A 13,854-nucleotide genomic window follows, 5' to 3' on the forward strand; every position below is an offset into this window, starting at 1 on the left:
CGATGCCGCTGCCCCCGACCCCGCCACGCCCGACCCCGCCGTGCCCAATCCGGCCCCGCCCCCCCCCCCGCCCCCGCCCCCCCCCCGGCCGCCCGCCGGGGACCCGGCGGGCGCGATCGCCGCGCTGCGCGGTGACATGGCGCAGGAGCAACTGCCGAAGGACCGGCAGGGCCCGCTGCTCAAGACGATGGACGTGGCCCTGTCGACGCTCGCCGCGGGCCGTCCCCAGGACAGCGTCCAGGCGCTGAAGGCGGCGCAGCGGCAGGTGCGCGACCTGTCCAAGAAGCACGCCGTGGACGCTCCGACCGCCGCCGCCTGGCAGCGTCAACTCGCTTCCATCATCGGCTCGTTGGCCGCTGGTGGTGCGACCGCCGACGGCAGCGGGGACAACGGCGACAACGGGAACTGAGGCCCGCACGCCGCTGCGGTGGTCCCGCGGTGGCGCGCCGGATCCGCCGGCGTTGTCCCCAGGCTGTGGAAACATGGCGCGCGGGAGGCCCGGTGCAGAGCCGCGGCCGGACGGCAGATCGGGACGGTCGGGGTGGCCACAGTCGCGCAGGTCCGGGAGGCGGCGCTCGCGTTGCCGCGCAGTGAGGAACACCTGATCCGTGACCGGGTCAAGTTCCGGGTCGGCCGGATCGTCTACCTCGCCCTGTCGCGGGACGAGACCGTGCTGGGCTTCGCCTTCCCGCGCGAGGAGCGGGCGGCCCTGCTGGCCGCCGAGCCCGCGACCTACCTGCCGCCCCAGGCCGCCGACGAGCGGTTCAACTGGCTTCAGTTGCGGCTCGACGCGGTGGACGAGGCCGAGTTGCGCGAGATCGTGGTCGACGCCTGGCGGATGGTGGTGCCCAAGCGGCTGGCCGCCGAGCAGGCCGCCGCCGAGGCTGCCGAGCGCGCCGCCGGTACGGATGCCGGTGCGGCGGATGCAGCGGCCGACGAGCTGCCGGCCGGGCCGACCTTCGCCCAACTGCGTGCGGCGGCCGAGGTGTTCAACAGCTACGGCACCGTCGACGCCGGGTGGCAGCGCTGGCTCGCCGGTACCGCCTCGGCACCGGACCTGTCCCGCCCCGAGCACCGCCAGGAGCTGCATCGCTGGCTCAACTCCTGGGGCTGCCGGCTGCGTTATCCGCGCGAGGGCGAGCCGGACGTGCTCGGCACCGGCCTCGCCGCCTGGTGGCAGCGGCACGCCGCAGCGTTGCCCTCCTGCTCGCTGTCCGAACTGACGGACGCCCAGATCGCCCTGCTGGCGGCGGCGTACGCGGAGTTGGCCGCACTGCCCTCCTCCGGGGCCCGGACCCTGGGACCGACGGCCGCCGCCAAGGCGCTCTACGCGCTGCGTCCGGCGGCCGTGATGCCCTGGGACGCGGCCATCGCGGCCGCGCTGCACGGCGGTCGGGACGGCGCCGCCTTCGACCGTCACCTGCGCTGCGGGCGGGCCTGGGCGCGCGCGGTGGTCACCGAGTCGGGACTGGACGAGCGGCGGCTGCCCGCCGAGGTGGGACGCCCGACGGTCGCACTGGCCAAGGTGCTGGACGACTACCTCTACGTCACGATCACCGCGGCCGTCCCGCTCTCCTGACGCCCGGCCGGTCCAGGCGCTCCCGGACGTGCCACGGCCCGCCCGGAGTCGCTCTCCGGGCGGGCCGCGGGACGTGGCCCGGCGCGTGACGCGGCTCCCCCCGGCGCGCCGCGGTGTGACCGCGCCGCGCCGCCGCCCCGCTCGCCGGCTGCCGGGTCCGGTCGCTACTGCCGGGTCCCGCACCCCGGGCAGAACGCCGCGCCGGCGGGGACCGCCGTCTGGCAGGAGCGGCAACCGGGCGGGTCGGCCAGCCGGAAGCCGCAGCCGGGGCAGAACGCCGAGCCGTGCGTCTCGGTGCTGCACTGCGGGCAGACCAGCTGGCGCGGCGCGCTGACGTCGTACGCCGCACCGGCCTGCTGCCCGGCGGTGTAGGCCCGGTCGGTGACCTGGTCGTTCAGGCCGCGCTGGCGGGCCGCCTCGGCCTCGGCGGCGGTGTCGGGCGCGCAGCCCAGGCAGAGGCCCTTGCTGCCGTTCCAGCACTTCGCGCAGACGTGCTGGGTGCACCGCGCGCAGCGGTTGAAGTGGCCCTCGGCGTTGCCGATCGCGCGCTGGAAGGCGGTGTCCCGCGCGTTGCCCCAGCTCGCCCCGGCCAGGCCGTCGGCCGCGTTGCTGATGGTGCTGCCGTTGCCGCCCAGCAGGCTCCAGGCCGCGCCGACGCCCTTGCTGACCCAGCCGGCCGCCCGGCCGGTGGTGAAGGCCTCGAACGGGGAGCGCCAGGTGTCGTGGCAGCGCGAGCAGTGGAACTCGAACTGGAAGCCGGCGCCGGTCCCGTACTGCTCACACATGTCTCTGTAGTTGTTGGTGAAGTAGATCTCGCTGCTCAACGGGTAACCCCCACACGTGCTGTTGTCTGCTGCCCAGCCGTACGACGTCGGTGGCGCCCGCGCGGTTCTGGGCAGCTGTCTTCGGGCGAGGGAAGGGTGACACGTGGAGCCGTCCTCTGGGAAGCTGCCGATGGCTTAAACCCTGGGGTGGAGAGGCGGATCCACCCGGTGATCAACCCTGGCGCCGATGTCCGGCCGGGGGTGCGGCGCGATCCTTGGGCCATGGACACCACGACGTACCTCGTCAACGCACCGGTCACCCGGATCGCCGTCACCCGGGTCCGGGGTCACCTCCACCAGCGCGACGCCGTCTGCGGCCGGGCCGTCGCCGCCGCCTCGCGGAGCGCCGGGTGATCCGCCGCCCGGCGGGATCCGTCGCTGGCCACCGCGCCGTCCCGCTCCCTATGCTGCGGGTCATGGGGAGTGCAGCGCGTGGCGGGGACGACCTGGGGGCAGCGGCGGAGTCGACGTCCGGCGCGCCCCTGCGGCCGATCGGACCGCAGCGCCTCGGGGCCTCTGACTCCCCGTCGGACCCGTACCCGGTCGGGACCGGCGGCCTCGACAGCGAGCGGATCGCCCGGGCCCGGCTCCGGGCCCGGGAGCGGTACGAACGCCAGGGCAGCCGACTGCAGCCGATCAGCTGGCTGCTGCTGGTGGTGGTCCTGCTCTGCGCCTGGACCGGCGAGGTCCGCCCCGGGCTCTCCGGTGTCGCCCTGGGGATGTCGCTGGCCCTCGCCTGCTACACCGTGCCGCTCGCCCTGGCCGCCGTGGACCGCTGGCCGGAGCGGACGCTGGGCTGGCGGATCGCGCTGGTCGTGCTGATCTCGGCCAGCGGGCTCACCCTCTCGGCGCTGGAGCCGACCGGTGCGCTGGCCGACATACCGGTCTCCGCCGCGGTCATGATGGGCTTCTTCTGGCTCGACCTGCGGCGGGCCGTGATGATCAGCGGCACGACCACCGTGCTGCTGGGCGTCCTGCTGGCCCTGACGGCCAGTCGGCCGCTGGAGACCGCCATCGCCTCGATGCTGCTCTGCGTGGTGCTGGCCGTCACCGCCGAGCTGATCCGCCGCAGCCGGGAGAGCCAGGACCGCACCGAACTGCTGCTGGCCCAGCTGGAGGACGCCCGGGAGGCCGAGACCAGGGCCGCCGCCGGGGCCGAGCGGGCCCGGATCGCCCGCGAACTGCACGATGTCCTGGCCCAGTCCCTCTCCGCGCTCTCGATCCAGCTGGAGGGAGCCCGCCGGCTCGCCGAACGCGACCAGGTGGCCCCGCTGCTCCAACAGATCATCGAGCGCTCGGTGGAACTCACCCGGGAGGGGCTCAACGAGGCCCGGCAGGCCGTCGGAGCGCTGCGCGGCGACCGGCTGCCGGACCTGGCCGACCTGGCGCCGCTGGTCGAGCGCAGCCGCCGGGACCTCGAACTGACCGTCGCCCTGGCCGTCCACGGCACGCCGCGTCCCTGCGAGCCGCAGGCCGGCTTCGCGCTCTACCGCGGTGTCCAGGAGGCCCTCACCAACGTGGCCCGCTACGCCCGCGGGGCCCGGGCGGACGTGATCCTCGACTACCGCCCGCAGTCGGTGGTGGTCACGGTCGCCAACAGTGCCGGCAGCGTGCCGAGCGGTCCCTCCGCAGGCGGTGGCAACGGCCTGCGCGGGATGCGCGAGCGGATCGAGCGGGTCGGCGGGACTGCCCACGCCGGGCCGCAGGGCGGCGGCTGGCAGGTCGCGATGGAGGTGCCGGCATGAGCGGGCGACAGGGCACGGCGGTCGGAGTGACCACGACCCGGACAGGGAGAACGACATGATTCGCGTGGTGATCGCCGACGATCAGCGGGTGACCCGGGACGGCCTGTCCCTGCTGGTCGGGCTGAACGACGGCATGGAGGTGGTCGCCCTGGCCGCCAACGGCGCGGAGGCGCTGGCCGCGGCCCTCGAGCACCGGCCGGACGTCGTCCTGATGGACCTCTCGATGCCCGTGATGGACGGCATCGCCGCCACCACCGCGCTCGGCGAGCAGCTGCCCGGCACCCCGGTGCTGGTCCTGACCACCTACGCCGACGACGCCTCGATCTTCCCGGCGCTGCGAGCGGGGGCCAAGGGGTACCTGACGAAGGACGCCGGCTCCGAGGCGATCGAGGACGGCATCCGGGCCGTGCACGCGGGTCAGACCTGGATGGACCCGGTGGTCCAGCAGCGCCTGGTCGCCGCGATCGCCGGCGGCCCCGGCAGCCCGCTGCCCGGCGTTCCCGCCCCCGCCCCCGCGAACGCCGCTGCCTCCGCGCCTGTCACGGCCGCCGCCCCCGCCACCGCCGCTGCCGCCGTGGTGCCGATACCGGCGGCCGAGGCCCCGGCCGGTGACGGTCTGACCGAGCGGGAGCGCGAGGTGCTGCTGCTGATCGCCGAGGGACTCTCCAACGCCGAGATCGCCGAGCGCCTCTACCTCGGCCAGGCGACGGTCAAGACCCACATCAACCGCGTCTTCGCCAAGACCGGCGCCCGTGACCGCGCCCAGGCGGTGCGCTACGCCTACCGCAACGGCATCGTGCCGGTCGACGGCGGCTGACCTGCGCCGCCCGGCCCTCCGCGGCTGCCGCCGCTCCCGCCGCCGCTGTCCGCGTGGGGCTGCCACCCCGGGTCGTCCAGCAGTTCCACCGCCGCGAGCACCGCCAGCAGTCCCAGGGCCAGCCAGAGCACCACCAGGGCGGTCGGATAGTTCCAGACCAGGAAGGCCGCGACCGTCACGGCCACCGCGCCCCAGCCGAGCCACGCCTTGAAGCGGTGGGTGAAGCGCCCCACCGCCCCGAGCCGCAGCCCCCACCGGCGACGGACCGAGCCGAGCCCCGCCTGCCAGCGCCCGCGCACGACGCGCGCCCGCCGGCCGTCCCCGGTCACCCAGGCCCCCAGGCCGACCAGCAGGCCCAGCACGATCAGCACCCGGATCCCGCCGCGCAGGAAGCGCACCAGCGTGTCGAAGATCGCGCCCGCGGCGGCCCGGTCCACGTCGCTGGACAGCCGGTGGAGGTAGATCGTCCGGAAGATCAGCAGCGCGATGCTGAGCGCGGCCGCCGCGGCGGCGATCCCCAGCGCGGTGGCGACCAGCGCGCGCCGGCGTCGTACGGCCAGCAGCACGCCGGCCGCCGCCAGGAGCAGCGTCAGGACCGGCAGCCAGATCCCGCCCTGTTGCAGCAGCCGGAAGGCCGTCTGCACCCGGCTCACGTTCGCCGAGCTGATCAGCACGTAGTCGGTGTGCACGGTGGGGATCGACGAGGCGATGGAGAGCCCGTCCGCCAGCAGACGGCTCTTCACCAGCTCGATCAGCGGTGCCAGGTCCAGGGTCACGGTGTCCCCCTGGATCTGCACCGCGCCGCTCTTCTCCCCGTTCAGCGCCTTCTCGAAGGCGTCGTGGGCCGAACGGTTGACCTCCGTCCAGGCGGCCGCGAAGGCGTCGCTCTGCATCACCTGCTCCACCTGCCCGCGCACGAACCCGGCCAGCTCGTCGCTCAGCGCGCCGCCGAGCTGGCCGAGCAGCCCGCCCAGCAGGGACTGTTCGTCGGGTGCCAGGTCGTTCAGCAGCGAACCGGGCAGTTTCTTCGTGATCGCCGTGGTGGCCCGGTCGGCGACGGCGGCCTGCACGGCCGGGTTCCCGGCGAGCGGCGCGACCGTGGCCAGGTAGCGGTCGGTGTCGGAGATCTGGGACCTCGCCCACACCGCGACCACGCTCAGCGGCGCCAGCAGGCAGGCGAGCACGATCAGGACGGCGGCCAGTGCCGAGGCCATCCGGCGCCCGGGACGCGCCGGCGTGGCGCCGGGGGCGTGCGAGCCCGCGAAGTCGCCGGGGTCGCGGGGTCGCTCGGGCCCGCCGGGGGCGGCCGTGCCGTTGCCCATCCGTGCCTCCGCCGTGGTCGGTCCCCCGGGACCAGCAGATAGCAGGTGGTCACGGACGGCCACTCGGAGTGCTCCGCCCGGCCGGGCGCCGGGCACGCGGAAGCCCCTGACACGCCGTCGTGGGACGGCGTGTCAGGGGCTCGCGGGTACCACCGCTCAGGCGGTGGTGTTCGTCTTCGTGGCCTCGTCGGCCTTGGTGACCGTGGCCGGGGTGACCGGAGCGACCGCGGGACGGTCCTGCTCGGCGGCGGTGGAGTTGGCCGTACCGTCCGCGGCCGGCGCGTCGTCCTCGCGCATGGCCTTGGTCTCGGCCTTCAGGATGCGCATGGACTTGCCCAGCCCGCGAGCCATCTCCGGCAGCTTCTTCGAGCCGAACAGCAGGATGATGACAGCCAGCACCACCAGGAGGTGCCAGGGCTCCAGACCGTTGCGGAACATCCCTGACCACCGGTCCCTTCGGTTTACTCGCCGTTGCAGAGCCGGGCGGGACCGCCCGACACCGCCAGTATGCATGGCCGACCGGGCGGACGTATACACCGCTCGGGAAACGATGGTCAAAGACCCGGTGTCGCACGGGGAATCGCCGGGCTTCGCCCTTATGTGGTCTGGACCACTTTGCATGGCCGGTCGTCCCACCAGCCAACCTTGTGGGGTGGCGGCGGCTACGGACCGTGCCGGTGGGCCGGCAGGACCGCCCAGACGCAGGCCGCCGCGACCACGAACACGGTCGCGGCGACCGTGCGGAGCGCTCGGGCGCCGACCGGGCGGGGGTTGCTCGGTGAGCCGTTCGGGTCAGGCGCGGGCTCGAGTTGACGCCGCCTGCGCAGGCCGAACGCGAACAGGCCGCAGGCGGCCAGGGCCAGCATCGCCCCGACCGCCGCCAGCGCCGGCTGGCCATCGCGCAGGGCGGCGCGCAGCACCAGGGTCGCGTTCACGGCCAGCAGCAGGCCGGTGCGGCTCCAGGCGAGCAGCGTGCGCTCGGCCTGCAGCCCGGGGGCGGGTCGCGTCGGCTGCCCGGAGGGCGGCGGGTCGTCGGGCCCGGTCATCGGGAGTACCCCACGATCAGCACGCAGAGCAGCACCGCGGAGGCGGCCACGCAGACGGTCAGGACCACCAGCACGTGGGTGTAGGGGAGCGGCCGGCCGGCCCGCATCGCCCGTTCGACGGTGGCCCAGCGCTGGTAGGCGGCGGCGCCCAGGCCCGCGCTGCCCAGCGCGAGCAGGACGGCCAGCGCGGCCCGGATCGCGGGCGGGGCCAGCCCGGGGGTCAGCTGGTCGATGGCGACGGCCCCGGCGAGCAGGGCCAGCGCGGTCCGGATCCAGGCGAGGAAGGTGCGTTCGTTGGCGAGCGAGAAGCGGTAGTCGGGATCCTCGTCCTCGTCGCGCCAGGCGGGTTGCGGCATCGGACCAGCCTTCCGGGTGCGCGGGTCGCCACTCACGGTCGACCCTAGGCCTGCGGGGGGACCGGCGCGCGCGATGGCCCGCACGGCGGGTCGCCGGGCGGGCCATCGCGTCGGTGGGGCGTCGGGCCGGTGCTGCGGCCCGCGGGGCGGTTCAGGCGGCGAGCCGCTCGGGGTCGGCCTGAGTCCCGGCCTGCGCTTCGGCCTGAGCCCCGGTTTCGCCGGCGGGCGCGGCCGTGGACGGCTCGCCGTGTCCGGTGGCCGGCGCCGCCACCGGGAGGTGGCGCATCAGGCGGTGCGCCAGCAGGGCCGCGCCGAGCAGGCAGACCAGGCCCACCACGGCGGCCACCTGCATGCCGTCGGTGAAGGCGTCGCGGGTGGTGGCGAGCAGCTGGGCCGCGCCCTGGCCGGGCAGCTCGGCGGCGGCGGTGAGCGCGCCGCCCAGCGAGTCGTGCGCCGCCCGGGCCGCGCCGTCCAGCAGACCGGCCGGCAGTCGGCCCTCGAGCCGGGTGCGGTCGACCGCCGCGCCGGCCGCGCCGAGGATCGCGATGCCCAGCGAGCTGCCCAGCTCGTTCGCCGTCTCCGAGGTGGCGGAGGCGGCGCCGGCCCGCTCGACGGGGGCGGCGGAGACGACCATCTCGGCCGTGAGGGTCATGGTGCCCACGGTTCCGGCGGCGAGCACGCCCGCCGCGACGAGGATCAGCGCCAGCGGCGAGTGCGGCCCGACCTGGGTCATCAGCGCGAAGCCGACCGCGCCGACCAGGAAGCCGCCGACCATCTGGTGGGCCGGGCGGACCTTGCCGGCCAGCGCCCCCGAGACCCCCACCGCAGCGCCGACCCCCACGCTCGGCAGCAGCGACCAGAGCGAGGCGGTGAGCGGGCTCATGCCCTTGACCAGCTGCAGGTACTGCGAGGTGAAGAGGGTGAAGCCCATCATCGCGAACATCGCCACGGTGTTGACGGTGATGGCCCCGGAGAAGGTGCGGATGCGGAACAGGCCCAGGTCGATCAGCGGCTGGGCCGCGGTGTGCTGGCGGCGCAGGAAGAGCGCGCCCAGGGCGAGGCCGGCGGCCAGCACCAGGGCCGGGGCCGGGCTCCAGCCGTCGACGGCCAGGGTCTTGACGCCGTAGACGATCGGCAGGACGGAGGCCAGCGACAGCACCGCGCCCGGCAGGTCGAAGCGGCCGTGCTGCTCGCTGCGGTACTCGGGGAGCAGGAACGGTCCGGCCAGCACCAGCAGCGCCATCACCGGGATGGAGACCAGGAACGCCGAGCCCCACCAGAAGTGGTTCAGCAGCAGGCCGCCGACCACCGGGCCCAGGGTGGCCCCGCCCGTGAGCGCACCGGTCCAGGCGGCCATCGCGGCCTGGCGCTGCTTGGGGTCGGTGAACATCGTGCGGATCAGCGCCAGCGTCGAGGGCATCAGGGTGGCCCCGGCCACGCCGAGCAGCGCCCGGGCCGCGATCAGCTCGGCGGCGCCGCCGGACCAGGCGGCCAGCGCGGAGGCCACCGCGAACCCGCCGGCCCCGATCAGCAGCAGCCGGCGCCGGCCGATCCGGTCGCCCAGCGCACCCATCGGGATGAGCAGGCCGGCCAGCAGGAACGAGTAGATGTCCATGATCCACAGCTGCTGGGTGCCGCTGGGCTTCAGGTCGGTGCTGATGAACGGAACGGCGAAGAAGAGCACGCCCATGTCCATGGAGAGGACCAGAGTCGGAAGCAGCAGGACGGCGAGTCCCGCCCAGGTGCGGCGGCCGGCGAGGCCGTGGGTTGCGGTCATGAGGAAGACGGTACGCACGTTTGAGACGCTTGTCTAGGACGTAAGTCTTACTCGACCGTGCGAGACGTACGTACCGATCTCGCGTAGCATCGGGGCCATGGGAAACCGAGAAGCCCTGCTGGCCGGGGCCAAGCGCTGCCTGTACGAGAAGGGCTACGGCCGCACCACGGCGCGCGACATCGCGAGTGCATCGGGCGTGAGCCTGGCCGCGATCGGCTATCACTACGGGTCCAAGGACGCGCTGATGAACACCGCGCTGATCGAGGCGACCGGCGACTGGGGTGACGCGCTGGGCGCGGCCCTGGCGGATCCGGCGTACGCGCAGGTCGGTCCGGAGGAGCGGTTCGTCCTCAGCTGGGACCGGGTGCTGGAGACCTTCGTCGAGCACCGCGGCCTGTGGACCGCGCAGCTCGAGATGGTGGCCCAGATCGAGCACATCCCCGAGTTGAAGGCCTCCCTGGGCGCCGCGCAGCGGATGGCCCGGCTGGGGCTCGCCGCGCTTTTCCAGGGCCGCACCGAGGTCCCGGACGACGAGACCGAGCTCGCCCGCGGGATCTTCTACCAGGCGCTGCTGGCCGGCCTCGCCGTGCAGTGGCTGGCCGCGCCGGACCAGGTGCCCAGCGGGCGTGACCTCTTCCGCGGGCTGCAGGTGGTCGCGGGCAGCGTGCTCGGCCCGCAGGAGTCGGTGGGCTGAGCCGCCCCCGGAGGGCTGGGGGGCCGAGCCGCCCGGGGGTGGCCGCCCGGTCGGACCCGTCCGAGGTGCGCGGCCCGGCCCGCTCGCCGAAGGTGGGCCTATGACGACCAATCAGAGCATCTTCGACGGATTCCAGCCCAACCGGAAGCTGCTTGCGGCCGGCCTGGCCCTCGGCGGTCTGGGCGCGGTGGCGGGGCTGACGGGCACGGTCCTGATCGGGGTGGCGCTGGCCACCGCCGGGCGCGGCTGGGTCCGGCAGCTGGACACCCCGCCCGGCGAGCGCGCCGCTCGTGCGCTGCAGCAGGCCAAGGCGGCCTCCCAGGCGGGTGTCGACGCCTGGCGCAACGCGGCGTCGGTCAACTGAGCCCGGCCCGCCGCGGGTGCGCGCCCCCGCGGCGGGTCAGGTCCGGGCGGGTGCGTCCGCCGCGGCCGCGAGCTGCGCGCGCAGTTCGTGCTTGAGGAGCTTGCCGGTCGCGTTGCGCGGCAGCGGGAGCGGGTGCAGGAGTACGTGGGCGGGCACCTTGAAGGCCGCCAGCCGCGCCGCGACGTGGCGCCGCAGCTCCTCGGCGTCCGCGTGCGCGGCGCCGCGCAGCCGGACCACCGCGGCGACCTCCTCGGCGAGCAGCGGGTGCGGCACGCCGAGCACCGCCGCGTCCGCGACCGCCGGGTGGTCGAGCAGCACGCCCTCCACCTCCCCGCAGTACACGTTCTCGCCGCCGCGGATCACCAGGTCCTTGAGCCGGTCGACCAGGTAGACCTCGCCGTCCCGGACGCGGGCCAGGTCGCCGGTGCGGAACCACGGGCCGGCGAAGGCGGCGGCGGTGGCCGCCGGATCGTTCCAGTAGCCGCGGAAGACGGCCTGGCCGCGCAGCCAGAGCTCGCCCACCTCGCCCTCGGGCCGCGGCGCGCCGTCCGGGCCGGCGATCCGCACCGCGAGCGCGGGGGAGCGGCGGCCGATGCTGTCGGGGTGCTCCAGGTAGCGGGCGCCGACGTTGGCGGTGACGCCGCCGCAGGTCTCGGTGAGGCCGTAGCCGTTGCGGGGCTCGACCCGGCCGCCGAACCGGCGGGCGATGCGCCGGGCCAGGCCGGGCGGGGCGGCGGCCCCGCCGGTGCTGATCACCGTCAGCGAGAGTGGTGCGGCGTCGGTCGCGGCCAAGGCAGTGGCATCGGCGGCCAAGGCGGTGGCATCGGCGGGGTCGCCGGCTTCGGCGGCGTCGAGCAGGGCGAGGGCGGTGGTCGGCACCCCGTTGAAGGTGGTCACCTGGTGCCGGTCGATCAGCTCCAGCGCCTGGGTCGGGTCCCAGCGGTCCATCAGGACCGCGGTGCCGCCGCCCGCCATCAGGGGGAAGAGCGCGGTGAAGGCGGCCACGTGGAAGAACGGGTAGGTCATCAGCACGGTCGGCGCCGAGGGCTGCCCCGGCTCGCGGCCGGCGGCCAGTGCCGCGGTCGCGGCGAAGAAGCGCGGGCCGATCGTCGCGGCGCACCAGGACGACTGGGTGGCGACCACGCCCTTGGGGCGTCCGGTGGTGCCGGAGGTGTACACGATGGTGGCGTCGTCCTCGGGGGAGATCGCCACCTCGGGCGCCGGCCGGCCCGCGACGGGTGGCGGCAGCTCCTCGAACCGCTCGACCCGCTCGCCCCGCTCGGCATCGGCATCGGCCCCGGCGGTCAGCAGCCAGGGCCGCTCGGCCTGCCCGGCCAGCCAGGGCTCGATCCGCGCGGCCCGCTCCTGGTCGGCCACCACCAGCCGGGGCGTGCAGTCGTCCAGCGCCCGGCCGAGTTCCCGGGCCGTCCACCAGGCGTTGAGCGGGACCGCGATCAGCCCGGCCAGCTGTGTGGCCCAGAAGGCGACCTGCCAGGCCGGCAGGTTGCGCATCGCGATCGCCACCCGGTCGCCGGGGCGCAGCCGGTAGTGGTCCACGTAGTGGTGAGCCAGTGCGACGGCCGCCGCGTAGTGCTCGGCGAAGGTGAGCCGGCTCTCGCCGTGCACCAGGAAGGTGAGCTCGCCGTGCGCGCGGGTGGCCGTCAGGAAGTCGCGCAGCACCGCGGGGCCGGCCAGGTAACGCGGCCCGCGCGGGGTCTCGGTGACGGCGAACGGCGCACCGGGCGCCGCGAGCGCGTCCTGCACCCGGGTGACGACGGCGAGCGAGCTGCTGGAGGGGCCGGGCGTGGTCATGGCGTCCTCGGTGACGGCGGCGGGCGGACGGCGACGAGGATACGGCGCGGCACGCCGCGGGGTCCGGGCCCGTCCGGTCGAAGCGGACGGGCCCGGACCCCGCGATGCGGCAGCGACTGACCGGTCGGCTACAGGCCCATCGACTTGGCGATGATGGTCTTCATGACCTCGCTGGTGCCGCCGTAGATCCGGAAGACCCGGTTGTCGGTGTAGAGGCGGGCGATCGGGTACTCCAGGATGTAGCCGTAACCGCCGTGCAGCTGGAGGCACTTGTCGATGACGACCGAGGCCGTCTCGGTGCAGAAGAGCTTGGCCTCGGCCGCGTCGGCCACCGTGAGATCGCCGCTCTGGTAGAGCTCCAGCGCCTGGTCGACCACCGCCTGCATCGCGGTGACCTGCGACTTGCAGTCGGCCAGCGTGAACTTGGTGTTCTGGAACTCGGCGACGGCCTGGCCGAAGACCTTGCGGTCCTTGACGTACTGCAGTGCGAAGGTGACCGCCGCGGCCGCCGCCGCGTAGCCGCCGACCGCGATGGCCAGGCGCTCCTGGACCAGGTTGTGGGTCAGGTAGCCGAACGCCCGGCCCTCCTCGCCGAGCAGGTCCTCGACCGGCACCTTGACGTCGGAGAAGGCGAGTTCGGCGGTGTCGGAGGTGCGCAGGCCGATCTTCTGCAGCTTGCGGCCCACCGAGTAACCCTCGGAGGTGGTGTCCACGCACAGGATCGACAGTCCGGCCCGGCGGTTGGCCGGGTCGTACGGCGCGGTGCGGGCGACCACCAGCACCAGGTCGGCGAGCACGCCGCCGGTGATGAAGGTCTTGGAGCCGTTGAGGACGTAGTGGGTGCCGTCCTCGGAGAGCTTGGCGGTGGTGGTGATGCCCGCGAGGTCGGAGCCGGCGCCCGGCTCGGTCATCGCGATGGCGGTCATGAGGTCGCCGGAGATGAAGCCGGGCAGCCAGCGCTGCTTCTGCTCCTCGTTGGCGTACTCCAGCAGGTAGGGCAGCACCAGGCCGGTGTGCACGCCGGAGGAGCCGAGGCTGACGCCCGCCCGGGCGACCTCCTCGGTGACGATCGCCTGGTACTTGAAGCCGGTCTCGCCCGCGCCGCCGTACTCCTCGGGGACCTCGATCCCGAAGACGCCCAGCTCGCCGAGCTTGTTGTAGAACGCGCGCGGCGGGTGCCCCTGGGCCTCCCAGCTCTCGTAGACCGGGACGACCTCCTTGGCGATGAAGTCCCGGATCGTGCTCCGGAACGCCTCGTGGTCCTCGTTGTACACAGTCCGGCGCACGACGGCGCTCCCTTCGCACGGTGGTCGTCCCGCCCAGCTCCCGCGCTGCTGCGGTGAGGCCCCGGCGGCGTCGGTGTGGGGGACCGGCGGGCCGGGGCCACAACCCAGCGCTCTCAGGTGCCAGGTTGATCGCTGGCTAAGTTAATCCTCGGTAGCTTCGCTGTCCAGAGCCGGCGCGGTCCGGCCGGCCGCCGACCCGGCCCGTCACACGGGCCTGTTACCGGTGGACCTC

Annotated in this window: 14 protein-coding genes and 1 pseudogene; 7 read left to right on the forward strand and 8 right to left on the reverse strand. The window is 74.7% G+C overall.

Translation table 11 applies throughout. The features are described 5' to 3' along the window. Positions 1-409 (forward strand): annotated as a pseudogene (locus tag ABD323_RS05970) (hypothetical protein); the annotation flags it as partial. A 132-nt stretch (positions 410-541) separates the two neighbouring features. Beyond that, positions 542-1,579: an MmcQ/YjbR family DNA-binding protein gene (locus ABD323_RS05975; RefSeq protein ID WP_344440027.1), complete on the forward strand. Its 1,038-nt coding sequence runs from the start codon at positions 542-544 to the stop codon at positions 1,577-1,579. 164 nt (positions 1,580-1,743) lie between these two features. Here the strand turns inward: ABD323_RS05975 and ABD323_RS05980 are convergent, their stop codons facing one another. Continuing rightward, positions 1,744-2,403 carry a double zinc ribbon domain-containing protein gene (locus ABD323_RS05980; protein ID WP_344440029.1) on the reverse strand — a complete coding sequence of 220 codons (660 nt, stop codon included), beginning with the start codon at positions 2,401-2,403 and terminating at the stop codon, positions 1,744-1,746. Between the two features lie 222 nt (positions 2,404-2,625). On the opposite strand from ABD323_RS05980, the gene ABD323_RS05985 reads away from it, so the two are divergent. The 3 genes from ABD323_RS05985 to ABD323_RS05995 all read left to right on the forward strand — a co-directional run bounded on the left by ABD323_RS05985 (position 2,626) and on the right by ABD323_RS05995 (position 4,965). Beyond that, positions 2,626-2,757: a hypothetical protein gene (locus tag ABD323_RS05985; RefSeq protein ID WP_344440031.1), complete on the forward strand. Its 132-nt coding sequence runs from the start codon at positions 2,626-2,628 to the stop codon at positions 2,755-2,757. Positions 2,758-2,819: 62 nt separating this feature from the next. Then, positions 2,820-4,148 (forward strand): sensor histidine kinase, encoded by a 1,329-nt coding sequence (locus ABD323_RS05990; RefSeq protein ID WP_344440033.1) that lies wholly within the window; start codon positions 2,820-2,822, stop codon positions 4,146-4,148. A gap of 55 nt (positions 4,149-4,203) precedes the next feature. Continuing rightward, positions 4,204-4,965, forward strand: a complete 762-nt coding sequence (locus ABD323_RS05995) for a response regulator transcription factor (RefSeq protein WP_344440035.1) — start codon at positions 4,204-4,206, stop codon at positions 4,963-4,965. On the opposite strand, the gene ABD323_RS06000 is transcribed toward ABD323_RS05995, so the two are convergent. The 5 genes from ABD323_RS06000 to ABD323_RS06020 form a co-directional block, all read right to left on the reverse strand. Next, positions 4,929-6,287: a hypothetical protein gene (locus tag ABD323_RS06000; protein WP_344440037.1), complete on the reverse strand. Its 1,359-nt coding sequence runs from the start codon at positions 6,285-6,287 to the stop codon at positions 4,929-4,931. The genes ABD323_RS05995 and ABD323_RS06000 overlap by 37 nt on opposite strands. Before the next feature lie 156 nt (positions 6,288-6,443). After that, on the reverse strand, positions 6,444-6,725 hold the full coding sequence (gene tatA / locus ABD323_RS06005) for a Sec-independent protein translocase subunit TatA (RefSeq protein ID WP_344440039.1): 282 nt from the start codon (positions 6,723-6,725) through the stop codon (positions 6,444-6,446). Between the two features lie 224 nt (positions 6,726-6,949). Continuing rightward, positions 6,950-7,333, reverse strand: a complete 384-nt coding sequence (locus tag ABD323_RS06010) for a DUF202 domain-containing protein (protein ID WP_344440041.1) — start codon at positions 7,331-7,333, stop codon at positions 6,950-6,952. Continuing rightward, positions 7,330-7,689: a YidH family protein gene (locus ABD323_RS06015; protein ID WP_344440043.1), complete on the reverse strand. Its 360-nt coding sequence runs from the start codon at positions 7,687-7,689 to the stop codon at positions 7,330-7,332. The genes ABD323_RS06010 and ABD323_RS06015 overlap by 4 nt, the downstream gene beginning before the upstream one ends. Positions 7,690-7,840: 151 nt before the next feature. Continuing rightward, complete coding sequence (locus ABD323_RS06020) at positions 7,841-9,466, reverse strand: MFS transporter (protein WP_344440045.1); 1,626 nt, start codon at positions 9,464-9,466, stop codon at positions 7,841-7,843. 97 nt (positions 9,467-9,563) lie between these two features. Between ABD323_RS06020 and ABD323_RS06025 the strand changes: the two genes are divergently transcribed. Both ABD323_RS06025 and ABD323_RS06030 read left to right on the forward strand, forming a co-directional pair. Then, positions 9,564-10,160, forward strand: coding sequence for a TetR/AcrR family transcriptional regulator (locus ABD323_RS06025; RefSeq protein ID WP_344440047.1), 597 nt, complete (start codon positions 9,564-9,566; stop codon positions 10,158-10,160). Between the two features lie 100 nt (positions 10,161-10,260). Then, complete coding sequence (locus ABD323_RS06030; protein WP_344440049.1) at positions 10,261-10,524, forward strand: hypothetical protein; 264 nt, start codon at positions 10,261-10,263, stop codon at positions 10,522-10,524. Positions 10,525-10,560: 36 nt separating this feature from the next. On the opposite strand, the gene ABD323_RS06035 is transcribed toward ABD323_RS06030, so the two are convergent. Together ABD323_RS06035 and ABD323_RS06040 are read right to left on the reverse strand one after the other, a co-directional pair. Beyond that, positions 10,561-12,336, reverse strand: a complete 1,776-nt coding sequence (locus ABD323_RS06035) for a class I adenylate-forming enzyme family protein (protein ID WP_344440051.1) — start codon at positions 12,334-12,336, stop codon at positions 10,561-10,563. Positions 12,337-12,464: 128 nt separating this feature from the next. Then, positions 12,465-13,622, reverse strand: coding sequence for an acyl-CoA dehydrogenase family protein (locus tag ABD323_RS06040; RefSeq protein WP_344440053.1), 1,158 nt, complete (start codon positions 13,620-13,622; stop codon positions 12,465-12,467). Between the last annotated feature and the right edge of the window lie 232 nt (positions 13,623-13,854).

The sequence above is a fragment of the Kitasatospora nipponensis genome (assembly GCF_039528135.1).
In the GTDB taxonomy this organism is placed as follows: domain Bacteria; phylum Actinomycetota; class Actinomycetes; order Streptomycetales; family Streptomycetaceae; genus Kitasatospora; species Kitasatospora nipponensis.